The 23,206-nt window shown below is 54.1% G+C and carries 18 protein-coding genes; 9 read left to right on the top strand and 9 right to left on the bottom strand.

Annotated elements, in window-relative coordinates; genetic code table 11:
• The first annotated feature begins 71 nt into the window (after positions 1-71).
• Entirely contained in the window at positions 72-1,226 is a 1,155-nt protein-coding gene (locus CAG22_RS04485) for an alkene reductase (RefSeq protein ID WP_085704635.1), read from the top strand.
• A gap of 95 nt (positions 1,227-1,321) precedes the next feature.
• On the opposite strand, the gene CAG22_RS04480 is transcribed toward CAG22_RS04485, so the two are convergent.
• The 5 genes from CAG22_RS04480 to CAG22_RS04460 all read right to left on the bottom strand — a co-directional run bounded on the left by CAG22_RS04480 (position 1,322) and on the right by CAG22_RS04460 (position 6,163).
• A complete protein-coding gene (locus tag CAG22_RS04480) occupies positions 1,322-2,683 on the bottom strand; it encodes an MFS transporter (RefSeq protein ID WP_085704633.1) in 1,362 nt (453 codons plus the stop codon).
• A 71-nt stretch (positions 2,684-2,754) separates the two neighbouring features.
• Positions 2,755-3,603, bottom strand: a complete 849-nt coding sequence (locus CAG22_RS04475; RefSeq protein ID WP_085704631.1) for a fumarylacetoacetate hydrolase family protein — start codon at positions 3,601-3,603, stop codon at positions 2,755-2,757.
• A 17-nt stretch (positions 3,604-3,620) separates the two neighbouring features.
• Positions 3,621-3,833, bottom strand: a complete 213-nt coding sequence (locus CAG22_RS04470) for an acetyl-CoA carboxylase biotin carboxyl carrier protein subunit (RefSeq protein WP_085704629.1) — start codon at positions 3,831-3,833, stop codon at positions 3,621-3,623.
• A 24-nt stretch (positions 3,834-3,857) separates the two neighbouring features.
• On the bottom strand, positions 3,858-5,390 hold the full coding sequence (locus CAG22_RS04465) for an acyl-CoA carboxylase subunit beta (protein ID WP_085704627.1): 1,533 nt from the start codon (positions 5,388-5,390) through the stop codon (positions 3,858-3,860).
• A complete protein-coding gene (locus CAG22_RS04460; RefSeq protein ID WP_085704625.1) occupies positions 5,387-6,163 on the bottom strand; it encodes an enoyl-CoA hydratase/isomerase family protein in 777 nt (258 codons plus the stop codon). The genes CAG22_RS04465 and CAG22_RS04460 overlap by 4 nt, the downstream gene beginning before the upstream one ends.
• A 197-nt stretch (positions 6,164-6,360) precedes the next feature.
• On the opposite strand from CAG22_RS04460, the gene CAG22_RS04455 reads away from it, so the two are divergent.
• The 3 genes from CAG22_RS04455 to CAG22_RS04445 are packed head-to-tail and all read left to right on the top strand — an operon-like array spanning position 6,361 to position 9,113.
• Positions 6,361-7,749 carry an acetyl/propionyl/methylcrotonyl-CoA carboxylase subunit alpha gene (locus CAG22_RS04455; RefSeq protein ID WP_085704623.1) on the top strand — a complete coding sequence of 463 codons (1,389 nt, stop codon included), beginning with the start codon at positions 6,361-6,363 and terminating at the stop codon, positions 7,747-7,749.
• A gap of 10 nt (positions 7,750-7,759) precedes the next feature.
• Entirely contained in the window at positions 7,760-8,161 is a 402-nt protein-coding gene (locus CAG22_RS04450) for a cupin domain-containing protein (protein WP_085704621.1), read from the top strand.
• Between the two features lie 4 nt (positions 8,162-8,165).
• Positions 8,166-9,113 carry a hydroxymethylglutaryl-CoA lyase gene (locus tag CAG22_RS04445; RefSeq protein WP_085704619.1) on the top strand — a complete coding sequence of 316 codons (948 nt, stop codon included), beginning with the start codon at positions 8,166-8,168 and terminating at the stop codon, positions 9,111-9,113.
• 44 nt (positions 9,114-9,157) lie between these two features.
• Here the strand turns inward: CAG22_RS04445 and CAG22_RS04440 are convergent, their stop codons facing one another.
• Together CAG22_RS04440 and CAG22_RS04435 are read right to left on the bottom strand one after the other, a co-directional pair.
• Positions 9,158-9,754, bottom strand: coding sequence for a TetR/AcrR family transcriptional regulator (locus CAG22_RS04440; protein ID WP_085704617.1), 597 nt, complete (start codon positions 9,752-9,754; stop codon positions 9,158-9,160).
• A 31-nt stretch (positions 9,755-9,785) separates the two neighbouring features.
• Positions 9,786-10,550: an SDR family NAD(P)-dependent oxidoreductase gene (locus CAG22_RS04435; protein ID WP_085704615.1), complete on the bottom strand. Its 765-nt coding sequence runs from the start codon at positions 10,548-10,550 to the stop codon at positions 9,786-9,788.
• Positions 10,551-10,809: 259 nt separating this feature from the next.
• On the opposite strand from CAG22_RS04435, the gene CAG22_RS04430 reads away from it, so the two are divergent.
• The 5 genes from CAG22_RS04430 to CAG22_RS04410 all read left to right on the top strand — a co-directional run bounded on the left by CAG22_RS04430 (position 10,810) and on the right by CAG22_RS04410 (position 16,505).
• Entirely contained in the window at positions 10,810-12,330 is a 1,521-nt protein-coding gene (locus CAG22_RS04430; protein WP_085704613.1) for a class I adenylate-forming enzyme family protein, read from the top strand.
• Positions 12,331-12,341: 11 nt separating this feature from the next.
• Entirely contained in the window at positions 12,342-13,118 is a 777-nt protein-coding gene (locus CAG22_RS04425; RefSeq protein WP_085704611.1) for an enoyl-CoA hydratase/isomerase family protein, read from the top strand.
• 11 nt (positions 13,119-13,129) lie between these two features.
• Complete coding sequence (locus CAG22_RS04420) at positions 13,130-14,224, top strand: alkene reductase (protein ID WP_085704609.1); 1,095 nt, start codon at positions 13,130-13,132, stop codon at positions 14,222-14,224.
• A gap of 7 nt (positions 14,225-14,231) precedes the next feature.
• On the top strand, positions 14,232-15,086 hold the full coding sequence (locus tag CAG22_RS04415) for an acyl-CoA thioesterase II (RefSeq protein WP_085704608.1): 855 nt from the start codon (positions 14,232-14,234) through the stop codon (positions 15,084-15,086).
• 96 nt (positions 15,087-15,182) lie between these two features.
• A complete protein-coding gene (locus tag CAG22_RS04410) occupies positions 15,183-16,505 on the top strand; it encodes an OprD family porin (protein ID WP_256582402.1) in 1,323 nt (440 codons plus the stop codon).
• 135 nt (positions 16,506-16,640) lie between these two features.
• Here the strand turns inward: CAG22_RS04410 and CAG22_RS04405 are convergent, their stop codons facing one another.
• Together CAG22_RS04405 and CAG22_RS04400 are read right to left on the bottom strand one after the other, a co-directional pair.
• On the bottom strand, positions 16,641-20,432 hold the full coding sequence (locus CAG22_RS04405; protein ID WP_139833401.1) for a hypothetical protein: 3,792 nt from the start codon (positions 20,430-20,432) through the stop codon (positions 16,641-16,643).
• 281 nt (positions 20,433-20,713) lie between these two features.
• Entirely contained in the window at positions 20,714-23,098 is a 2,385-nt protein-coding gene (locus tag CAG22_RS04400) for a membrane-bound PQQ-dependent dehydrogenase, glucose/quinate/shikimate family (protein WP_085704911.1), read from the bottom strand.
• Positions 23,099-23,206: the final 108 nt, after the last annotated feature.

The raw sequence follows: 23,206 nt of genomic DNA, 5'->3' as shown, positions 1-23,206 counted from the left end.
TGTTGCATCAATTGTGCCTGCCTACGATGGTGCCAACTCCTCTCGCCTGCGACCTACAGGAACGTTACCAAATGACCAAATTATTCAATCCATATGACCTGGCTGGCCTGACCCTTCGAAATCGAATTGTGATGGCGCCTATGACCCGCTCGAGAGCTACCAACGATGCCGCAGATGAACTGACTGCGCTTTATTACACCCAGCGTGCAACTGCAGGTCTGATTGTGAGCGAGGGCACGTGCATCTCGAGGGAGGGGCAAGGCTACCTTTTCAACCCTGCTATCCATACCGCCCAACAGATCGCAGGATGGAAGCTGGTCACTGATTCAGTTCATGCGGTAGGCGGCCATATCTTTGCCCAGTTGTGGCATGTGGGGCGTATATCGCATCCCTCAATTCAAGAGAACGGCAAGCTACCCGTGAGTCCAAGCTCTAGGAAAGCAGAGGGAGCGACGGCCTACGGATTTAACGAGCAAGGAGAACCCGATCGTGTCGAGCCTCCTGCACCTCGTCAACTCAAGACCGCCGAGGTTGAGCGTATTGTTGATGACTTCGCGCAAGCTGCGGTGAATGCGGTTGAGGCAGGCTTCGATGGTGTCGAAATCCATGGCGCGAACGGATACCTCCACGAGCAGTTTTTGAATCCTAAGGTGAACGATCGCACCGATAAATATTCGGGGGATCTATTAGCGAATAGGCTGCGCTTCACTCTTGAGGTGATCGACGCCGTGGTCGCAAAAATCGGCGCTCATAAGGTAGGCATACGAATTTCGCCTTACGGCCAACTCTTCGACATGCCACTCTACGATCAGATTGAAGAAACCTACCTCGCGCTATCACGTGAGATTGCAAAGCGCAAGCTCGCCTACGTGCATGTAATGAATCAAGATAGCTTTGAGCGGATTGACCGCGGTGTCCAAGGTTCAGTAGGCGGGGGCTTGTTCGCTTTGCTCAAGAAAATCAAGGCTGAGTTAAAAGGTATTCCGCTGATCCTGGCGGGCGGGCTGACACGAGCTCGAGCTGAAGAACTTCTTTCGGAGGGACTTATTGACCTAGCAGGGTTTGGGCATTCGTTCATTAGCAACCCTGACCTGGTCGCTCGCCTCCAACATGGCTGGCCACTCACCCCAGCTGATCGAGAAACCTTCTACGGTGGCGGTTCAAAAGGTTACATCGACTATCCAGCGTATCGAGCGCAACCAAGGGTGGACGCCATAGACTGCTAGATAGGGCATGTGTATGGCTGAACAACAAATCAGCCGCGATGTAGGAGATAAAAAATGGCACGCAATGCGTGCCGTTTTTTTTAATGGCGGTAAGCTCAGCTTTCTGAACTACCCACATGGATTGCCCGCTTCGGCGTGAGGAATACCATTGCGAATGCAGCAACCACCATGATCAGACTGATCACGTACAGCCCTGCATGGTCTTTCCCCGATATATCCCTGACGAACCCGATGAGGGCCGGCCCCACGAAGCCACACGTGACTCCGAGGCTGCTTACCAACGCAATGCCGGCCGGTGCAGCTTTGCCTTTGAGATACGTGGATGGGATTGCCCAGCAGACAATGATCGCCCCACTGAACCCAAAGGCGGCGGCGCCCAAGATCAACAAAGTCAGCACTAAAGAGTCGTCCCAGAGGGTTGATAGCGTCAGCATCAATGCACCGAAAAGGATGCTAAAGGTGTAATGCCAGCGTCGCTCTCGACGCAGATCGGAGCTTCGGCCAACCAGAAACATTCCGAGTGCGGCGCAAGAAAAGGGAAACATGGCATACAGTGCAATGTGGGTTAAATCAGTTACGCCCATTTTTTGAATGGTGGTGGGTAGCCAAAAATTGAATGTGTAGGTACCTAGAGCACTGCTGAAATAGAGGAATGCGAGCACGTAGACCTTTGGATCAAGGAAGGCTGCGAGAAGCGCATCCTTGTCTTGGTGAGAACCAGAGCTGACCTCTAGGCCTTTCATATCCTGCTGCATGACCTGGTAATGGAGGGCCTGCTCATCCTTTGATAACCAGCGCGCTTGGGAAGGTCTATCGCACAGTACGAAGAAGCAAACGACACCAATGATGATGATCGGCAGAGCTTCGAGAAGGAACAACCACTGCCATCCTGACCAGCCGCCGACGCCATGAAAGTGCTCCATAATCAGCGCTGACACCGGGCCTCCCAAAATCGGTGCTACCAGCGTGGCGATCATGATCGTCGCTGTAGCTCGCCCCCTCATGTAGCTTGGATACCAGTAGCTGAGGTACAGAATTACTCCAGGAAAGAATCCTGCCTCAAAAACGCCTAGGAAAAAGCGCAGTACATACAGCTGTTGGGATGTCGTAACGAACATGGTCATGGCGGACGTGATCCCCCACAATATCATTATTCGAGTCATCGTTTTTCGTGCGCCGACCTTGTCGAGCAGGATATTGCTAGGAATCTCAAAAAGGGCATAGCCAATGAAAAATATTCCAGCCGCAAGGCCATATTGGCTATCAGAGAGCCCAAGCTCTGGTGCCATTTGTAACTTAGCGTAGCCAATGTTCACCCTGTCCAAAAATGCAAACACATAGGCGATGAACACTAGTGGCATGACACGCCAAGTGATTTTGCGGAATAAAGCTTTTGGAGATGAGGGAGTGCGCGCGTCCGCATGCACCCACTGAGAGCTATCAGTGGTGGGTTCCATTTCAGTGTCCCGTATTGTTATTGTCTTGGACTGCAAAGGGGGGCCTGTTGGCCCCACGCTGAACTGGTGAACTACTGCTCGGCGGCGATTCGGTTCCGTAGCACGCCTATGGCGCTGACCTCTACTTCAACCAGATCACCAGCTTTCATCCAGAGAGGAGGTTCCCGGAAGGCGCCAACGCCGCCGGGGGTGCCAGTAGCGATGACGTCGCCAGGCAGCAGTTCGGTGAAGGTCGAGATGTACTCGATCAAATCAGGAATCTTGAACAGCAGATCATCGAGACCTTCCCGTTGAACCACCTCGCCGTTCAATCGAGTTTCCAGTACTAAATGATCCACGTTGGGGATCTCGTCTTTGGTTACCAACCATGGCCCGAAGCTGCCACTGCCGACAAAATTCTTACCTGCAGTAAATTGCAACGTGTGGCGTTGCCAGTCACGAATGGAGCCGTCATTGAACAAGCTGTAGCCAGCAACATGCTCCAGCGCGTCACCCTTGGCGATATGGCGACCAGCCTTTCCGATGACGATCGCCAGTTCGCCCTCAAAATCAAAAGAGGTGGAAGCTTTGGGCATGATCATTGGCTGCTCATGTCCTACTTGAGCGCTGGCAAACCGGGTAAAGAGGGTAGGGTGTTTCGGTACTTCTCTTCCTGTCTCCACAATATGTTTGAGGTAGTTCAATCCTACGCACAATACTTTATCTGGATTCGGGATGACCGGCAGCCATTGAACATCCTGTATGGCCAGCAATGGTGCGTGCTGCAGATCAGTGAGTCTTACCAACCCCTCACTGGAATCAAGCAAAGAGCGTAGATCAGGAAACTGCTGGCCTAAGACGGCGCCTGCGTCCAGAATGGTGCTTTCCTGGACGACGCCATACGAACGACGCCCGTCGTGTACGAACGATGCAATTTTCATGGGCAGTATTCTCGCAGTTAGCCGAGCACGATCAGGATGTGCCCGTCATCGACGGTGTCGTTTTCGGCTACCTTGATTTCCTTAACGATGCCGGAATCATCTGCTTCGACAGGAATCTCCATTTTCATCGACTCCATGATGATGACCTCATCCCCGAAGTTGACCTCTTGCCCTACTTGCACGTTGATCTTCCAGATGTTACCTGCCATGGGAGCTTTGATTGCGCTCATCAGCTAAATCCTTTTTATATGTAGTTAAACTGGATAGATGCCGTTACGACGATCGATTCGTGGAATCTCCCGGCGGCTATAGAGGGTGAAGCGTTGAATCAGCTCATCGCGCAAGTGATCAGGTTCAACGACGGCTTCGAAGGAGAACTGGTCAGCGGGGTCATAGGCGTTGATGTCTTTAGCGTAAACCTTTTGCTTTTCATCGATAAACGCTGCCCGAGCTTCGCCTTCCAGTGCCTGGATTTCGTTGAAGTGGATAGCGTTGATGGCCGCTTCTGGGCCCATGAGTGCTGGCATCGCACCAGGTAGGGCAAGCTGTGCATCTGGCATTGTGGGGGCGCCAGACATGCCGAGATAGCCGCCGCCGTAGCCCTTGCGAATCATGACCGAGATCCGCGGCACTTTCGCCTCGCATACGGCATGAAGCAGCTTGGCACCGTGGCGGATGATGCCGGCCTTTTCGACAGCGCTGCCGATCATGTAGCCGCTGATGTCCTGAAGGAAGAGTAAAGGCACGTTGAACGCATTGCAGGCCCAAATGAACCGTGTGGCTTTGTCTGCGCTATCGTTGAACAATACGCCGCCTTTGTTTTTTGAGTTGTTCGCTACTATGCCGACAGGGCGACCGCCCAAATAGGCGAATGCTGTGAACATCTCCTTGGCGAAAAGCGCTTTGATTTCAAAAATCGAGCCTTCGTCGACCAGGGATTCGACAAGCTCTCTCACATCGAAGGGGCGGTTTTGATCGACAGGTACGATCTCGGTGATGGATCGTTTAGAGGCAGGTAGTTTAGCCTCGCGCAGTGAAGGCAGCTGGCTATTGTGGCTTGGGAAATAACGTAGGTAATCGGCAGCGGCCTTAAGCGCTTCCTCTTCATTCTGCGCGAGGTAATCGCCCAGGCCACTAACGGCACAGTGCATGCGCGCACCGCCCATTTGTTCTTCGGTCACCTTCTCGCCAATGGCTGCTTCAGCGAGTCGTGGGGATCCCAGGTAAGCAGTAGCCTGCTTATCAACCATGATTACTACATCGCAGAGTGCTGGCACATAGGCCGAACCCGCCGGCGAAGGGCCAAACATCACGCAGACCTGCGGTACTACGCCCGATACCTGCACCTGGGTATAGAAAATATTCCCCCAGGCGATACGTCCGAGATAGCAATCGAACTGGCTGTCGATCCGTGCGCCGGCGCTGTCCACCAGGTAGATGATGGGCATTTTGGCGTCGACGGCAATTTCTTGCATGCGCACGATTTTGCGGAAGGTGTGATAACCCCAGGTGCCGGCTTTGACAGTCATGTCGTTTGCAATGACCGCGACTTCCTGGCCATTGATCTTGCCGATCGCAGTGACCACAGCGTCACCTGGCATGCCGCGGGAGGCGCCAACCAGTAGGCCGTCCTCAAGGTATTCGCCATTGTCGAAGAGCATGTTGAGGCGATCGCGAACCAGGATCTTGCCCTGAGCTTGGTGTTTTTCTTTTGCCTTGTCAGAACCCCCAGCGCGCGCAATCTCAACACGACGTTGTAGTTCTTTCACGTTCTCGTAACCGCTCATGCCTTCACCTCTTTTTTGGCAAAAAATTTCTCAATACCGCGACGCAGTTCTTCGGAGCACATGAAGGCGGGGCGCATGCCCCGTGCCAGCTCCAAGCCTTCTGTCAGGTTGACGGACGAGATTTTGTTGAATGCGTGCTTGCCTCGGCGAACCGTGGCCGGTTCCAGGGCCGAGAAACTAGCAACCATCTGGTCAACCACGTCGTCGATCTCATCAGTCGAGACGACCCGGTTGACCAGGCCCATGCGGTAGGCCTCTTGCGAGTCGATGGTTCGTCCAGTCAATGCAAGATCCAGGGCGTGCCGCTCACCCAAGCGATTTACCAGTGCTGGCAGGATGAAGAGAGGGAAGAGGCCGATTTTGATTTCCGGTGATCCGAATTTGGAAGAATCGGTGCAGTATGCGAAGTCGCTTGCGGCGACCAGACCGCAAGCGCCGGCCATTGCCGAGCCTACGACTCGTGCAATGACAGGTTTGGTAAGGGTGGGAATGACGCTGAACAGGCGCTGCCATGCATCACCCGTTTCCCAAAGCTGAGTTCCACCTGCGTCAACAGTCGAAAGAAACTCATCCAGATCACCTCCGGAAGAGAAGCAGTCACCTTCGCCAGTGATCACGATCGCCCGGACGTCCTGCTCTCCATCCAGCATCAGCAATGCTTCAACTAGTGCGCTCGCAGTCGCGGTAGCGATTGCGTTTCGCTTAGGCGGGTTACTAAAGACGATGGTTGCACGCGGGCCCTGGCGCTCGACTAAGAGCTTGGTTGTGCTCAAGGGGAATCTCCTTTTTTGTTTTACTAACCGTTGTTAGTTTCCGAGAATATAGCTAGGCTTCCAATCCAGCACAAGCCTGGTTGCGAATTTTCCAGTCCAGCGCCGTAACAGCTATTGATGCTGGGTTTGTTGAGCTTTCCAGGGATTAGGCGCAGCGAGGCGGGTGACTTACAACTGTTAGTTTCTAGGAGAAGATCGTGACAGAACAAAAACTACTGATCGCGAATCGCGGCGAGATCGCATGCCGGGTGATTCGCTCCGCCAAAGCTCTCGGGATTCCAACCGTGGCTGTGTATTCCGAGGCAGATGCGGAGTCGCAGCACGTCAAAGCAGCAGATGAGGCATTCCTAATTGGGCCGTCTAAGGCCGCTGATAGTTACCTTAATGCCGAAAAAGTGCTTCGTGTGGCCAAGGAAAACGGCGTAACTCTGGTACATCCAGGCTATGGCTTTCTCTCTGAGAACACAGTTTTTTCTGAGGCCTGCGCCGCAGCCGGGATCACCTTCATTGGCCCAACTGCTGAAGTCATTAAGGCGATGGGCGACAAGCAGCGTTCGCGACACCTTGCGATCAAAGCGGGGGTGCCGGTTCAACCCGCTGCGGAGAACGTGACGGCCGAGGATCCAGAGGCTTTGATCAACGCGGCAAGGGTTGTGGGGTACCCGCTTCTTGTGAAGGCATCTGCAGGGGGCGGAGGTATTGGTCTGAAGCCTGTCCACTCACCAGCCGACCTGGTGGAGGCGGTCGCCGCGACTCAGCGGATGGCCGAGCGCGCATTCGGGGACGGTACAGTTTTCCTGGAAAAGCTGATCGAAAGCGCACGTCATATCGAGGTACAAGTCTTCGGTTTCGGCAATGGTGAAGCAGTGCACCTGTTCGAGCGAGATTGTTCCATCCAGCGCCGCTACCAAAAGGTGCTCGAGGAATCGCCCGCACCTAACGTGCCGCAGGAGGTGTTGGCTCACATGGCGGATGCCGCAGTGAACCTAGCTAAGCTCTGCCGTTACGATGGTGCTGGTACCGTCGAATTTCTCTATGACGACAAGACAAAGTCGTACTTCTTTCTGGAGATGAATACCCGTATCCAGGTCGAGCATCCAGTCACTGAGGCCGTCACCGGCATTGATTTGGTTGAAGCCCAAATTCGCCACGCCCTAGGAGAGGATGTTGCTTCAAAGTTGACGCAGCAGTCGATTCAGCGACGTGGTCATGCCATTGAGGCGCGGCTGTATGCCGAGTCGCCCGAGAAGAAATTCCTGCCGGCACCTGGCCTCATTGAGGAACTGGTCGTGCCCGAGGTAGAAGGCGTTCGGATTGACAGCGGATTTGTCGCCGGCGATCGCATCACGCCGTTCTACGATCCGATGATCATGAAAATCATCGCTCATGGCAGAGATCGAGCTGAAGCGGTCTCTCGCTTGGAGAAAGCCCTCTCAGGGCTAAGGATATCAGGGCTCAAATCCAATCGTCAGTTCCTGCTTCGCGTACTCGCAGAGCCTGCCTACCTCGAAGCCAAAGTCCACACACGTTTCATTGATGAGCACAGCGATAGTCTTTTCGCGGTTGCCGCTGCTCAGTCGGTTTAAGGAGAAAGCCATGGCTGTTACTACGCCTAACGTACCCGGGATCGAAGGCCTTGCTGAGTTGGCATCACGCTACATCGATGTGGAGTCCCTTCCATGGAAGCCGACCCCTACGCCTGGCATCGATATGAAAATTCTGCTTCAGGACAAAGAGAGTGGATTACTGACCGCACTTTTTCGATGGGCGCCGGGCACGCGTCTGCCTCTGCATGAGCATGTTGAGGTAGAGCAGACCTACGTGCTGGAAGGCAGCATTGTGGATGATGAAGGAGAAGTGGTGGCGGGCGATTTTGTTTGGAGGCCTCGGGGTAACCGCCACCTTGCACGCTCACCGAATGGTGCGCTTGTTCTCTCATTCTTCCTTCGCCCGAACAAATTCCTTGAAGGCGAACACGCTGGCCAAAATTTGGAGTAATAAAATGAGCGACCTGCCCAAACAAATTTGGATCAACGAAGAAGGGCCGCGTGAAGGCTTCCAGATTGAGCCAACCCCCATTCCGTTGCAACGTAAGGTAGAGCTGATCGAGGCCTTGGCAGAGACAGGCTTGAAGCAGATCGACTGTGTTTCCTTTGTTAACCCGAAGCGTGTCCCGGGGATGGCGGATGCGGACGAGCTCGCAGCCGGTATTCACAAAAAAACGGGTGTGCGCTATACCGGCTTATGGCTCAATCAACAGGGGCTTGAGCGTGCCTACAAGTCACAGCTGGACATCATCGGAGCGATCCGGGTAACTGCATCTGAAGCGTTTTCCGTCAACAACACCAACAAGAATATTTCGGAAACCCTTGATGAGCAGCGTGCCTGGCTGAGGTCATACACAGAGCATGACGTTCCTGTCGAGTGGGGGTACGTCATGACCGCTTTCGGCTGCAACTACGAGGGCTATATGCCCATTCCACAGGTTGTGCGGATGGTTGATGAGGTGCTTAACCTGGCTGCCGAGGCAGATGTCCAGTTGAAGGGCGTATATCTGGCCGACACTGTTGGGTGGGCCAACCCCCTGATGATGGAGCGAACTATCGGAGCTGTTCGAGAGCGGTGGCCCGATCTCGCTCTGGGGCTTCATTTGCACGATACGCGCGGCACAGGGCTGGCGAACGTCTATGCTGCCCTCAAAATGGGTGTCGCCAAATATGACAGCTCGTGCGCGGGATTGGGTGGTTGCCCCTTCGCAGGGCATCGTGGTGCAGCAGGTAACATTTGCACCGAAGACCTGGTGTTTATGTGTGAAGAAATGGGCATCGAAACTGGTGTGGATCTCGACGCGCTGATCAAGGTGGCGCATCTGGCAGAAGATATTTTTGGTCGCCAATTGCCTGGCAAGGTCATGCACGGTGGTAGCTTGAGCCGATATCGGAATGCTTGATTAACCGCTTACCCCCCCCCACTTGAACAGGTGGGGGGGGGCATTTACGTCAGTGAGAAACCGACCATCCTCAGGGCAAGCTCGACGTGCTGCTTCTCCAGCTCTTCCAGGCCGAGACGCCCTTGAGGCTGATACCACGTGCAAATTCCCGTCAGCATGGAAATCAGCGCTTTGGTCGTCAGATTACAGTCAGAAACGTTGAAAATTCCTTCCTTCACACCGTCCTCAATGATTTGACGAACACGGCGCTCATATTCCGAGCGTAACCGAGTAACCATTCGGTAGTTGTCTTCATCAAGGCTGCGAAGCTCCATGTTGCCAATGAAGACCTCCTTCCGACGCTCCGTATGGAAGTGAATGTGCACCCCGATCATGGCTTCGAAGCGCTTGTAGGTGGTGGTTTGAAAATCCACCTTTTCGGTGAACTCCATCAGCAAGTCGCGCATCACGGCTTTGAGAACGGTGGCCAGAAATTCCTGCTTGTTGCTGAAATAGTTGTAGAGAGAGGCGGCTTTGATGCCAACCTTCTCTGCAAGCGTCCTAAGCGTCATCGCTTCGTAGCCATACGTGGCAATCAGATCCACGCCAGCAGTATGAATGGCTAATTCGGTGACTTCTCGTTTCGCACCTACAGGTCGCATCTAAGGGTCTCTTTCAAAAAAGGGTAGCGGCTCAACGTGTGAGATAGCCGCCATCCACAGGAACCACCGCGCCAGTAATATAGCTTGCCAGCGGGGAGGAGAGGAATACGGACGGGCCGACAAGCTCATCGGCCTTGCCGGTTCTCCCCATGGGGGTATGGTTGAGATAGTTCTGGAATTTATCAGGGTTGGCCAAGGTCGCTGCCGACATTGCAGTCGGGAATGAGCCCGGCGCAAGGCCGTTGACCCGTATTCCGTGGTCTGCAAATTCGGCAGCCATTGCTCTGGTCAGTTGAAGCACCGCTCCTTTCGATGTGCTGTACATCGACAGCGTGTCGCCGGGTGTGTAGGAGCAAATTGAAGCGATGTTCAGGATGGATCCTTTCGTTTCTTTGAGGTGTGCCAGGAATGCATGAGTCACGTTAATGACACCTGTAACGTTGACGTCGACGGTTTGTTTCCAGTGTTTGAGTGCTTCAGGCTCTTCAAAGCGAGCCCGGAAGAGCACGCCAGCGTTGTTGATGAGGACATGGATAGCTCCATGACGCTGCGCTATCTCCGCCGCTAAGTTACGGCAGGCTGCTTCGTCCGTGACGTCCAGCGCGTAGCCGTGGGCTGAACCACCTGCCTCCCTTATCGCGGCTGCAGTGTGGGTCGCAGTTTCATAGTCAATATCCGCAACCAGGACGGTGGCTTTTACCTGCGCAAATCCTTGAGCCAGAACTGCTCCGTTGCCACGGCCTGCGCCGGTGATCAGTACGACCTGGTCTGCGAAATCGAAGGAGAGAGAATCCATTGGCAAGCCTCTATTGTTTTTGTGTGGAAACTAACAAGCGTTATTTTTAGCTGCTTTTAGGATTTTTACAACCGTTCAAAGCATCTGCATTGGCGGATGAGGCAAATACCCATCAAAAGCCCGTGATAAGGCTGTTCGTCGACGTTTTCAAATTTTGGGCTTGAAAACGAACGTGCGTTAGGTATTCTTGGCGCTAGAGATTTGTGGAGTCCCTGCGTGCGGGAGACGCCGGCGTCATAACAATTAAAAAGGAGATCTCATGTCGAGTCGTATGCTGCTTGGTGGTCACATCACCCACAATGCCCGGCGTTACCCGGATAAGGTGGCTCTGGTTGATAAATATGGACGTTCCACATACGCAGAGCTTGAGCATGGCGCGAACCAGGTCGCCAATGCTTTGGGCGCTGCCGGGATAGGCTACGGCGACAAGGTGGCGTTCATTGCCTCAGCCAGTCGCAACTGGATTGAGGCGTTCTTCGGAATCGTCAAGGCTGGCGCGGTCGCCGTGCCCTTGAACTACCGAGAGACAGGCGAGCAACTCGCCGCTTTGCTGGATGACTGTGAAGCGAAGCTGCTTTTTGTCTCACACCACCATCAGGAGACATTCGCACAGCTGCTGACCAATCTCACAATTCCAGTTGTGGCCTTGGAAGCGTTGCCCGATTTTGCTCAGGAGGCTGCTGGCGATCAATTCGCCTCTCCCTCGATCGATCCGAACGACCCAGCTGTCATTCTCTATACCGGCGGTACGACTGGCAGATCGAAAGGGGTTTTGTTGAGCCATGCAAATCTGTATTGGAACAGCATGGATGAGATCATCGATACCCGGATGATCGAGAGTGACAACACGCTCATCGCGACCCCTCTGCATCATTCGGCCGCGCTTAACTGCTGGCTGTTACCACATCTCTACCTGGGGGCCACTGCCACCATTCTCGAAAAATATTCGACCGAGGATGTTCTGCGGGTGATTGCGCAAGAGCGTGTTACCAACACGTTCATGCCGCCTTCGCTGACACGAGAATTCATCCTTCACCCCCTATCCAAGTCCCTCGACCTTTCGAGTTTCAAGCGCTGGTACGTTGGTAGTGGCATCTTGACCGCTGCTGATCGTCAGGCAATGAAGGAATGCATCCCCGGGGTAGAGATCTTTTATCAATATGGCCTTACTGAGGCTGGCCCGATCGCTACTGTGCTCAAGGAAGAGGATTACCACAAAGCGCCTGACTCGATTGGCAGGGCGTTCATAAACATCGAAGTAGAGATCCACGACGCCAACGGCCAAGTGGCAGCACCTGGCGAAATTGGTGAGATCGTATTGCGTGGGCCGACAGTGATGCTGGGTTACCACAATCGTCCGGATGCCACAGCTGAAGTCCTCGACGCTAATGGGTGGCTGCATACGGGCGACCTGGCCCACATGGACAGCAATGGCTACGTCTACTTCTACGACCGCCTCAAAGACATGATCAAAACAGGCGGGCTCAATGTGTATTCGCAAGAAGTGGAAGCGGTGTTGGCCAAGCACCCCGATGTTCGAGAGGTCGCGGTAGTAGGCCTGAGCAACGAGCGATGGGGAGAAGAGGTTACGGCAATCATCGTCTTGAAAGCAGACAGGCAGCCGGATCAGGAGTCTCTGGTGACTCATGCCAGGGAGCTGCTGGCTAGCTATCAGGTACCGAAGCGCATCGAGTACATCACTTACGAGGAGATGCCGTTCAACCATAACGGCAAGATTCTCAAGCGCGAATTGCGTCAGCGCTTCCAGCCAGCCACTTGAGCGAGCTCACCATGTCCATCATTTTTGAAAAGGTAGGTCATGTCGGCCTGGTTACGATCAACCGACCTCAGGCTATGAATGCTATTGATCTGGAGTCGCATCTCGCGTTTCAACAGGTCTGGGCAAAGGTGAACGCAGATGACCAAGTGCATGTAGTTGTCATCACAGGAGCCGGCGGTAAAGCATTCTGCTCGGGCGCTGATATCGGTACTTTCCTCCCGTATCTGCGTGAGCGGGCCCAGCGCGAAGTCGACGATGGTGATTTTTGCGGCATCAATCGCAAGCCGCCTACCACCAAGCCAATTATTGCTGCCATAAATGGTCTTGCATACGCAGGTGGGCTCGAGATTGCTCTCGCTTGCGACATCAGAATCGCTGTAACTCATGCTCGATTTGCGCTTCCTGAGCCGAAATGGGGGGTGATAGCTGGTGCGGGGGGGGTAACCCGCCTTGCCCGAGCCGTGCCAGTGTCATTGGCGACGCACATGATTGTGACAGGCGAGCCGATATCGGCAGACCGTGCGCTGATGGAGGGGCTGGTCAGCGAGTTGGTTGATCCCGAGCAATTGATGCCGCGCGCAATGGAAATTGCGGAACTTATTGTCCGAAACGGCCCGCTGGCTGTACGAGCTTCGTTGCAGGTAGTCCGCCGCGGTGCAGACTGCGGTCTCGATGCCGCGCTCGAGCTTGAGCGCACTGCATTTCGGCGAGTACTGCTTAGTGAAGACTTCAAGGAAGGTATCGCTGCATTCACGGAAAAACGGACGCCCGTTTACCAGGGCATCTGAGGAGAACTCGAATGGACATCTTCACACCCTTGAAATGCGGCTCATGCGTTTTTCCAAATCGTATTTTGATGGCGCCACTCACCCGGGCTCGCACGCCGAATACGATCCCTGGGCCGCTGCAAGAGCGTTATTACAGTCAGCGCGCTAGCGCTGGCTTGGTTATCTCAGAAGCCACGAATATCTCGCCGACTGCAGTCGGCTACGTATACACGTCGGGGATCTATACCGACGAACAGGAGAAGGGATGGAGTGGTGTTGCCCGTGCGGTACATGCCGCGGGTGGCCGTTTGGCGATGCAGCTCTGGCATGTAGGTCGCGTATCGCACGAACTGGTGCAGCCAGGACAGGCACAACCTGTTGCACCGAGTGCTATCCGAGGCAATACGACCAAGGCCTTCGTCGAGTTCGCTGACGGCACCTCCGGGCCCACACCTGCAAGTACGCCGCGGGAGCTCTCCGTCGAAGAAATACATGCCATTGTCAACGATTATCGCCAAGCCGCAATTCGTGCCATTCGTGCGGGTTGCGACATGGTCGAGGTTCATGCGGCGAACGGCTATCTGTTGCACCAGTTCACTGCTACAGGCACCAATGTTCGGCAGGATCAGTACGGAGGCACACTTCAAAACAGAGCCCGGATCGTCCTGGACGTTGTCGATGCGATCGGTATCGCTGTTGGATACGACAAGGTCGGTGTCCGTCTCTCACCGCTTACTGACATCTTCGACATTACCGACACAGATTCGGAGGAGATGACGCTGTACCTGGCTCAGCAAATGTCTCGTCGAGAAGTGGCGTACCTGCATATCAACGAACCTGATTGGCGAGGGGGTGAAGTCAAGCTTGGGGATGATTTCCGCCACGCAGTGAGACGAGAGTTCCCTGGTGTTCTGATCTACTGCGGCCATTACGGTGCGCAGAGTGCTCAGGAGCTGCTTGATCAAAATCTGGCTGACGCAGCGGCATTTGGACGTCCGTTTATCTCCAACCCTGATTTACCTGAGCGATTTCGCTTGGGATTGCCCCTGACGAAGCCTGACTCATCGACGTACTACGGTGGAGGTGCCGAGGGCTACACCGATTATCCGTTTTTCTATCAGCAATAGGTACTCTATGTCGACCGCACTTGCTGAGCTCGTAAAAATCTTCTCGCTCGAGACCATCGAGCAAGGCATTTTTCGTGGCGCTAGCCAGGAACTTCACCTACCTCAGCTTTTCGGTGGGCAAGTGCTTGGGCAGGCTGTAACGGCGGCGAGCCTGACGGTCTCTAGTGAGAAAATACTGCACTCCATCCACGGCTACTTCATCAGAAAAGGGAGAGCATCCAGGCCGGTGCTTTATCAGATCGACTCGCTGCATGATGGAAGGAGCTTCAGCACGCGCCAAATCACCGCGAGCCAGGATGGAAAACCGATCTTCACTGCTTCGGCATCATTCCACATAGCTGAGCAGGGTTTGAGTTACCAAGCGACGATGCCAGAGGTACCTGGGCCAGAGGGGCTTCCACTGGAGATTGATTTGCTGAAAGGGAATGAGTTCTTGGCCCAACAGGTCAGATTACGCTTCTCTGCCGCCCAGGCGATCGAAGTTCGTATCGTGGACTTGATCGATCCGAGCGAGCCAGTAGCTCAAGAGCCAGTAAAACGCTTTTGGTTCAAGGCAGCAGGGGCTTTACCTGAAGACCGCGCTCTGCATCGATCCATGTTGGCGTACGCCTCTGACATCGGCTTACTCATAACGTCACTCCTGCCCCATGGAGTTTCGGATTTACAAGACGATACTCAAGTCGCAAGCCTGGATCACGCACTTTGGATACATCAAGACATTAGGGCAGATGAGTGGCTTTTATATGTCATGGACAGCCCGTGGTCTGGTTCAGGGAGGGGGCTGTCGAGAGGAAGTATATATAACGCGCATGGCGAAATGGTCGCCAGCGTTGCTCAAGAGGGGTTGATCAGGAAACTGTAAGGCAGTAGCAGGTGGGCTAGGGAATATCTTTTTCGTCGTATCTCAATACAAAAATAATAGATGGTGCATTCTATGGCTGCGAACCGAGTTGCGTGCTTGGCAATCATTCCCTTTGTCATTTTCGAGGGAAGGGCAGAAGCAGAACAAAATTCCGATTTTATCGGTGACAGCAAGTTGACGGTCACGGCCCGAAATTTTTATTTCAATCGCGATTATCGTAATGGTGCGAGTAGTGGCACTGGGACGAACGCTTTCAAGCCAGCTAGTGATCGCAATGGTTACGCAGAAGAGTGGGCTCAAGGCTTCATGGCAAACTTTACCTCTGGATTTACCCCGGGCGCAGTAGGCTTCGGTGTGGATGCATACAGCTTCCTTGGCATAAAGCTCGACAGCGGTGGGGGAAGGACGGGCTTACGATTGATACCCATCCAAGAGGATGGAAGGCCGCAGGACAACTTTAACAAGGCCGGCGCTTCGGTCAAGGTTCGCTATGATGGAGCGCTCTTTCAGTACGGAAATCTTTTCCCAGCTGTCCCGGTATTCTCCGTCAATACTGTTCGTCTTTTTCCTAGCTCGGCGACTGGGTGGATGTTTGGTTGGGACATAAAGAAGCTGCACGTTGATGCGGGTCATTTCTATGGGCAAGGGGGTGTCGCTTCTACTAACAATGACGACCCAATCACTACGGATTACGGTCTCCCTATCGCGATTGATTCGGTAAGCTATGTTGGGGGTAAGTATTCAATCAGCGACAATCTCAAAGTGTCACTGTACGGATCCGAGCTCGAGGATACATGGCGTCAATACTACGGTAACGTCAACTATCGCTATCTGATTGATCCTGCCCAGTCCGTCACGGTTGATGGCAATATCTATAGAACCTTGGATACAGGGCGGCAATTAGCCAGCGTGATTAATAACACGACTTGGTCTCTGTCGGTCGCCTATAAGTATTCGGCCCATACGTTCACGGTTGCTGCCCAAAAAGTCGATAGCGATGAACCTATGGACTGGGCTGCATTTACTACCATGGGCGGTTCGGTATCACTGGGCAACGCTGTACAGTTTGCGACGTTCACCGAGCCGAACGAGAGGTCGTTCCAGTTGCGCTATGACTTGGACATGGCACCTTACGGCGTACCAGGCTTGTCGTTTATGACCCGTTACGTCAGGGGCGATCAAGTAGAAAACCGCGATAGCCATAACACCTTCTACACCCGTCGGTATGTGTATCCTGACGGCGCGGATGTACGGCACTGGGAGCGGGATATCGAGGCACGGTACGTCGTGCAATCAGGCCCCGCCAAAGACCTCTCGTTCCGTGTTCGCCAGGCCACACACCGCTCCTCGACCGGGTATCGCTACGTGGATGATGATGAAGTGAGGGTCATCGTTGACTACCCAATCTCTATCTTCTGATCGAAGTATGGCGCTTGACTACGATTCGTATCTACGAACCGTGGGTTCGGTTTAAGTATAAGCAACTAAGCAGTGGCCGCCTCCGATGCGGCCACTGCGTTTGATGAAGCCAGCGCGTGCATGAGCCTTGGAGGCCTAGGCCAGCTGGTTGCGCCGGCTATAAATGATGATCCGCTTGGCCTCAGGTTTCACCGCACCCACAAAATTGCGATTTTTCAGGGCTTCGGCAAGGCGACGGTCATCATCTGACGTGGAAAAGCTCACGCGTCGTTTATGCAATAGCGCGCCATGTTCCTGTCCGATCAACGGCAGCACTGGTACAACATCTCCCCAGTGGCAGTTCATTTGCAATGCCTGGATCAGCATTTCCAGTCGGTTCGTGGCGGTCAATCTGTCATCGGTAATAAAATGCAGAATGACGGGCAAGTAGCTGGTGGGGAAAGTCATTTGCTCCCTGTTCGCCCGAGCGCACGTGTTGGCTAGTTCGGCTACGGAGTCCTCGCATTGGCTGAACATTTCCAGGCTCACGCCTGACCACATCTTGAAGGTTTCGGTGATGGAGCCTACTTCATAGCGACTGAGCCAGGTCACCAAATGCACCGGCATCGCGTCGAGGCTGAGGTGGACACGGGCATCCTTCCAACGCTTGACAATGTACATTGGTTCCAAAGAAGGCGAGTTTTGCGCAAAAAGCTGCGCTATCTCCGGGCTGTAAGGAACAAAGTCTTCGTTTGCAAAGAGCTTCCAGCGGGTTGATGGCATCGATGCGGAGGTTCCGACGACTACTGATGTTGTCAGGATGATAGGTGCGAAAAGGGTGCTCAACGTGGTGTTGTCGACCCGGCCACTGTTGATGAAGAAGCTTTGCAATTCAGAGTCAGCTTCGGCCTTTCCCCAGAGCTGACCGGCTAGAGTCGACGCATTTGATTCCACGTAATCATGGAATATCGACCTCGACGGGTCATCCAGATCTACGTGTTCAGGTGAATCTGCAGGCGCAAGAATGACGCTGTTGAAGAACGTCCACACGGCTTCTCCAGGGTGCTCTAGCCGGTCAGACTTCATCGCTGGTAGCCATAGAGATGGCGCAATGAACCCCATCCTTGTCACTGTGCCCGTAGTCCGTTCAAACACACTTGTCCGTAGCTCTTCATCCTCTTCGCTGTCCAAAAGTTCCAGTAGCGCAAGTAGCGATTCTGAGTTCTCGTGCAGCTTGCCCTCTTGACTGAGCAGTGCTTCCACAAAGCCCCTTGGTGAATGCGCGATGATGGTGTCGAGGGGTGGTGTGTCGAGCTTTCTCAGTCGATAGTAGGTGATTTGCTCATCATCTGGATTTGGATCGAGCTTTCGACACAGCAGACGAAGCATAGCTAGGCACGGTTCGATGCAGCCCCATTCGATCAGGCGCTTAAGGTCATTGGGAGAAGTCTTCTCTCCGATATTGAAGAAGCGCGCCGGTTTGTCTTTGAGCCATTGCCAGCCCATCTGCCCGACCTCTAGGTGGGGCACCAGCTTCGACACATCGGATAGCTCATTGATGATCTTCAGGAACGTACCTCGACGACCTTGAAGCTGCTCGGCTTCTTCCGCCGTCAAGGCATGCAGCACCGCAACCACGAGATCCTCGTGCGCAGTGAGCGATTTTTCATAGGTAAGCAGCTGAAGAATCAAGTTCGGATCAATTCTGTACATCGCCTTGACGAAGGCGCTACGGTCTTCCTCAACAAACGCTAGGTCGAATGCTGTCGCCAAACGATCCATATGCTGATGACCGCTTTTCAGTATCAATGAAAGCTGAGCATTTCGGTTCTCAGCGTCCTCGACGCGATGGCGGGTCAGCTCCGTGATCAGATGCGTCAATATCCCTTTACCTTTGTCCAGGGAATCGAGGTCGAGTTTACCGGCGACGCGCTCTGGGTTAGTGATTGGGGTACCTACATCAAGCGTTTCGCCCCGACCCAAAGCCAGGATCAGGTTTTTGTCAGACTGGGTGAGTGAGCCCTCATAGAAATAGCCGAGGTAGTCGCTGTAATCCGTGTCCAGGAAACCGCGATGAAGCAGGTAGGTAATGAGCTTGCAGTCTTTTAGCTGTTCGGCGAAGATCTCCCCATATCCGCTGACGCTAGCTTCCCTGAAAGGCATGGTTTTCAGCTTCGTGATTTGCTTTTGCAGCAGTGCAAGCTCTGTGTCGATTTCTTCCAGGGAGATGTCGAGGCGAGCTTCCCGTGTTTCGTACGAAAGCTCTTTGAGAACAGCCATAGGCTGCAACGCACTCCCCTTAGGACTGCCATACCTGTTCAAATCAAACAGGGGCCAAACGTTCGCTGAGCGACAAGCCTTTTCAAATCCTTCATCGGTGACGAACTCAACCAAAGTGAGTGTCGACTGATCCTGGAGCCACAGGCTATTGGCAGAATTAAGCTCGCCCCTGCGCATGAATTCATACCAGACGCAGGCGCGCAGATGAGCCACGTCGCTGGCTACCTCAAGCTCTCGCTCCGCTCTTCGTTTTCGCAGGTTAGTGACGGCCATCGCCATCTTGGTGGTTTCGCCGATTACCCATGCGGCGTAACCTTCGATGATCGTATGAACTACACCCTTGCGCTTCAGCAGGTCAGCGTAGATTTCAGGGTAAAGATTGCGCAGGGCGACCATTGCGAAAAGCTTGTTCGGATCGAGCACTAGGCCATCCTGCGTGAGCAGATTGGCATAGATGTCGTACTCGTTGACGATATTTTTGATGAGTCGCATTTCATCAACGTAATAGCAAACAGTCTCGATCAGCTTGGGCTTCAGCCCATCGCTGAGCGGTCTGCTCGCGACCTTGCGATCCCTCATCAGCTCTACCAGTTTCTCCCGCGAGTTCTCCGAGTTCACCACCGGGATAATTGGAATGATGAGGTCAAAAAACTTGGTCTTGTCGGTGACTGTGAACATTTCGTCGCGGATGGCGTAGATGAAATGAACGGGACGCTTGATTTGAGGCGATCGCCGAATGATGAAATTGATTTCGCGCAGCCTGAAAAAAATGTCCTGGATGTCAAATCTGTCCAGGTCTTCGATCACCACGACATTGATTTCGCTACGTTCGAAACAGTAGATGATCTCATCTATGTTCTTGTGCAGCACGGAGCCGTGCTGGGTTGCCTCGAGCTTGCCACCTTTGAGCGTCAGACCATCAATACTGAAAAGCGAGAGAAGCCTCAGCCCGGCATACAGCGCCCAGCAACCGCCTCCGATTACGCCAATCACAGCAAGAGGCTCAGGCACAAGCATCAGCCATTCCAGGAACCATTCCAATGAAACGTTGGCCAGCGATTTAAGCTTCGGAGCCCACAATCGTAAGGCACACATTACGATGAACGCGATGCGTATCGTCTGCCAACTTATCCGCAGTGTCGAAGCCTGGGTGATGCGTTTTAACCGCGTTTTTGGCACATCCTTCGCCGGAACGGCGTAGAGCAGTTGCTGGACGATTGTCTCTTCGATTCGATTGATCAGGTCGGCGTTTTCGGAGGTGGCGGTTGTAGTGCTTGTGGTCGCTGCAGCATCCCCGGGGGCATCAGGCGCTCCAGCGGTGTTCAGCTCAGGGGCACCTGCCGGACGCTGCTTGCTGAAAGTGGCCAGGGAGACAAAGATGTGGTTGAACGACGGGTGATGCTCGAAAAACGTCTTCAACACACTGCTTTTGCCGGCGCCATAACCCCCTGTGACAGCAAGGTTAAGAACTTCATCGCTTTGCAGCGCCCGCAAAAGCTCACGCTCGTATCGCTCTACTCTTCCACTCTCGACCAAGACTGGCGTCAAAGGTTCGAAGAATGGCTCATCTTCGTTACGACCTGCGAGAAACGACCGGCGAGTAGCTCTCCCGCCTGCCACAAGCGCCCACCAGCAGCGGCCCAGGCCGCGCCTGATACGTCCAAACATCTACCTTGATCCCGATTTCTGGCGTCCGTGCCGCGCCTGGCGCGTACAGCTACCAATGCCCCTGTAAGCATGCACACCATTGGTGCCCATGCATCGTCATATGAGTAGCGGCTATATGACATATCCGACGGGTATTCGCCAGAATTCTGATCCCTCGCTGGTGATCTCAGAGGTCAGTTTTAGGAGTAGGTGCCGTGGCGCAGATGCGGCTGGGAGGGGAGGACGAGGACTAAGTGATATATAGGGATGCAGCTCCGCGAGAGCTACATCCCATTTAGCGATTACTTCTCTGGCAGCGCGTAGGCAATCACGTAGTCACCCCTGTCTGGGGACTGGCGAGACCCGCCCGCAACAACAACCACATACTGCTTACCGGTTGTAGGTGAGACATAGCTCATGGGCGTAGCCTGTGAACCAACCGGCAGTTCAGCTTTCCAGAGCTCATCGCCAGACGTCTGGTCATAAGCCCTCAGGTAGTAGTCCTGTGTGCCGGAGTGGAAAACCAGGCCAGTGCGCGTGGTGAATGGCCCGCCCAATGTAGGCATGCCGAGAGGTACAGGGAGGCCTACGCGAACGTTGGCCATGCGGATATCTCGCACTGTACCTGCTGGCCGCTGCCACTGTAGTTTGCCGGTATTCAAATCAACTGCTGACACCGTCCCGAACGGCGGAGCGATACACGGGATACCGAGTGGGGACATGAACGGAGACGTCACCACTGCATACGGAAGTCCTGCTTGTGGCGAGTAGAGGTTTTTGCCGTCATGGACGCCGGTGCTTTGTGCATCGCCGAGTGCGCGCGGCTCGACCAGAGTCGTAAGCAGTGGAAGGCGGATGTCATTGACGATCAGTGTGCCGGTATCTTCATTGATCGATGCGCTGCCCCAGTTCATACCACCATAGTTGCCGGGGAACTGAAGCCCGGTAGACTCGGGCCGAGGAGGGGTGAAGTCACCCTCGTAGCGGACGCTCTTGAAGGTTATCCGGCAGAGCATCTGATCAAAGATCGTCGCACCCCACATATCTGCTTCTTTGAGATGCTTGACGCCGATGACTGGCATCTCAACTGAGTACGGTTGTGTAGGCGACAAGTGATCACCTGGTGCAGCTCCTTGTGGCACAGGTTTCTCTTCAACCTTTCGGACTGGATTCCCGTCGCGACGATCAAGCACGAAAATCTGGCCGCGCTTTGTCACTTGCACCAAGGCAGGTGTCTTGCTCCCATCTTGCGCGGGAATGTCGTACAGTGCCGGTTGCGCGGGAACGTCATAGTCCCAGAGATCATGGTGAACTGTCTGGAATCGCCATGCGACCTTACCGGTGGCAATGTCGAGAGCCACGATCGAGGATGAATTTTCCTCGTCGAAGTCACGCCGTTTGCCCCCGTAGTAGTCCGGAGTCGCGTTGCCAGTTGGCAGGTAAACCAGGCCCAATTTTTCGTCGAAAGCTGGCGTGCTCCAGACGTTAGGAGTACCGCGGGTGTACTGATAATCCTCTGCCGGCGGCATCTGCAGATTCGGATTACCAACATCCCATGCCCAAGCGATCTTCCCGGTGCGGGCATCGAAGGCACGGAAAGCCCCCGATGGTTCGCTCACTTCCTGATTGTCGTATACCCAACCACCGACAAGGATCAGCCCTTTAGCCACCGTCGGCGCCGACGTCGGAATGTAAAATGCATTTTTGATTTGGCCCAAGCCGCGCTTCAGATCGACGCTGCCTTTATCGCCAAACTCTTCGCATGGTTTGCCGGTGGCGGCATCCAAGGCGATCAGCCGTGCGTCCACTGTGCTGGTAATAATCCGTTTGCTGCAGGCTTGGGATGATTGATCAACCGAAGCGTTCACACTCGCTCCGGCGGGCGAGACGGTGGCATCGAAGTAACTCACACCGCGGCAGCGCTGCCATTTGCCGTTGCTCTGCACTTTCGGATCAAAATGCCAGCGCTCTTCACCCGTATCGGCATTCAGAGCTATCACGCGGTTGAGCGGAGTGCACACGTACAGAGTATCTCCAACCTGCAGAGGCGTATTTTGATACTCAGAGCCGTTAACCGGCAGCTCACCTGTTCTAAAAGTCCAGGCAACCTTTAGCTGGCTTACGTTAGTTTTGTTGATCTGATCGGCGGGAACGAAGCGTGTGCCTGCACCGGTTCGGCCATAGGCGGCCCAGTCGCTGGAGGCAGAGGGTTCCGCGGATGGATTTACTGTCACTTCCTGCGAAACGCTGATCACCCCATGGGGTACGAACATCGCAGCAAACCCTCCAATGATGGCAACCGCCGTTACTGCTGCCGCGCTGTACCAAGGGCGGGTCGATGAGGCTGGGCCGGAGAGATGGGGGGCGATTAGTAGTGCAGGTACTGCCAGTACCAGAACACCAGACAAGCGGGGTACAAGTGGCCAGAACTGCAGTCCGACCTCTGTGAGGGCCCACAGGAGGGTGCCGACGAACAGTACGCAAAATGCCCAGAAACCTGAGCGCTTTGCTTTCACATAAAGATAGCCGCTAACCAGGCACACAATCCCAGCAAACGCATAATACCCTGAGCCACTTAATTTCAGGAGTTGAACTCCACCAATTAACAACGCTAAGCCGCACAGCAGCAGAATAAAGCCGAATAAAGCGGGCCAAGTTCGTTTTGTTGCAGGAGTTAATTCGCTCATTTTTATTACCTTCATAGAGCCACCTCCTTGCTGAGCAGAAGGATAATCTGGCTTGAGAGCTGGTGTTAATACGGCGCGCAAAAAATGTACTGGCAAACACCGCTCAGA

Origin of the sequence: Pseudomonas sp. B8(2017) (assembly GCF_002113575.1) — a bacterium.
In the GTDB taxonomy this organism is placed as follows: domain Bacteria; phylum Pseudomonadota; class Gammaproteobacteria; order Pseudomonadales; family Pseudomonadaceae; genus Aquipseudomonas; species Aquipseudomonas putida_Z.
The sequence above is the reverse complement of the archived record's forward strand: the minus strand, read 5'-3'. Positions and strand labels throughout refer to the sequence as shown.

Bases quoted from the DNA above. Each gene is read 5' to 3' on its own strand.
- CAG22_RS04485 (WP_085704635.1), top strand. From the start codon at position 72: ATGACCAAATTATTCAATCCATATGACCTGGCTGGCCTGACCCTTCGA.
- CAG22_RS04480 (WP_085704633.1), bottom strand. From the start codon at position 2,683: ATGGAACCCACCACTGATAGCTCTCAGTGGGTGCATGCGGACGCGCGC.
- CAG22_RS04475 (WP_085704631.1), bottom strand. From the start codon at position 3,603: ATGAAAATTGCATCGTTCGTACACGACGGGCGTCGTTCGTATGGCGTC.
- CAG22_RS04470 (WP_085704629.1), bottom strand. From the start codon at position 3,833: ATGAGCGCAATCAAAGCTCCCATGGCAGGTAACATCTGGAAGATCAAC.
- CAG22_RS04465 (WP_085704627.1), bottom strand. From the start codon at position 5,390: ATGAGCGGTTACGAGAACGTGAAAGAACTACAACGTCGTGTTGAGATT.
- CAG22_RS04450 (WP_085704621.1), top strand. From the start codon at position 7,760: ATGGCTGTTACTACGCCTAACGTACCCGGGATCGAAGGCCTTGCTGAG.
- CAG22_RS04445 (WP_085704619.1), top strand. From the start codon at position 8,166: ATGAGCGACCTGCCCAAACAAATTTGGATCAACGAAGAAGGGCCGCGT.
- CAG22_RS04440 (WP_085704617.1), bottom strand. From the start codon at position 9,754: ATGCGACCTGTAGGTGCGAAACGAGAAGTCACCGAATTAGCCATTCAT.
- CAG22_RS04435 (WP_085704615.1), bottom strand. From the start codon at position 10,550: ATGGATTCTCTCTCCTTCGATTTCGCAGACCAGGTCGTACTGATCACC.
- CAG22_RS04430 (WP_085704613.1), top strand. From the start codon at position 10,810: ATGTCGAGTCGTATGCTGCTTGGTGGTCACATCACCCACAATGCCCGG.
- CAG22_RS04425 (WP_085704611.1), top strand. From the start codon at position 12,342: ATGTCCATCATTTTTGAAAAGGTAGGTCATGTCGGCCTGGTTACGATC.
- CAG22_RS04420 (WP_085704609.1), top strand. From the start codon at position 13,130: ATGGACATCTTCACACCCTTGAAATGCGGCTCATGCGTTTTTCCAAAT.
- CAG22_RS04415 (WP_085704608.1), top strand. From the start codon at position 14,232: ATGTCGACCGCACTTGCTGAGCTCGTAAAAATCTTCTCGCTCGAGACC.
- CAG22_RS04405 (WP_139833401.1), bottom strand. From the start codon at position 20,432: ATGTTTGGACGTATCAGGCGCGGCCTGGGCCGCTGCTGGTGGGCGCTT.
- CAG22_RS04400 (WP_085704911.1), bottom strand. From the start codon at position 23,098: ATGAGCGAATTAACTCCTGCAACAAAACGAACTTGGCCCGCTTTATTC.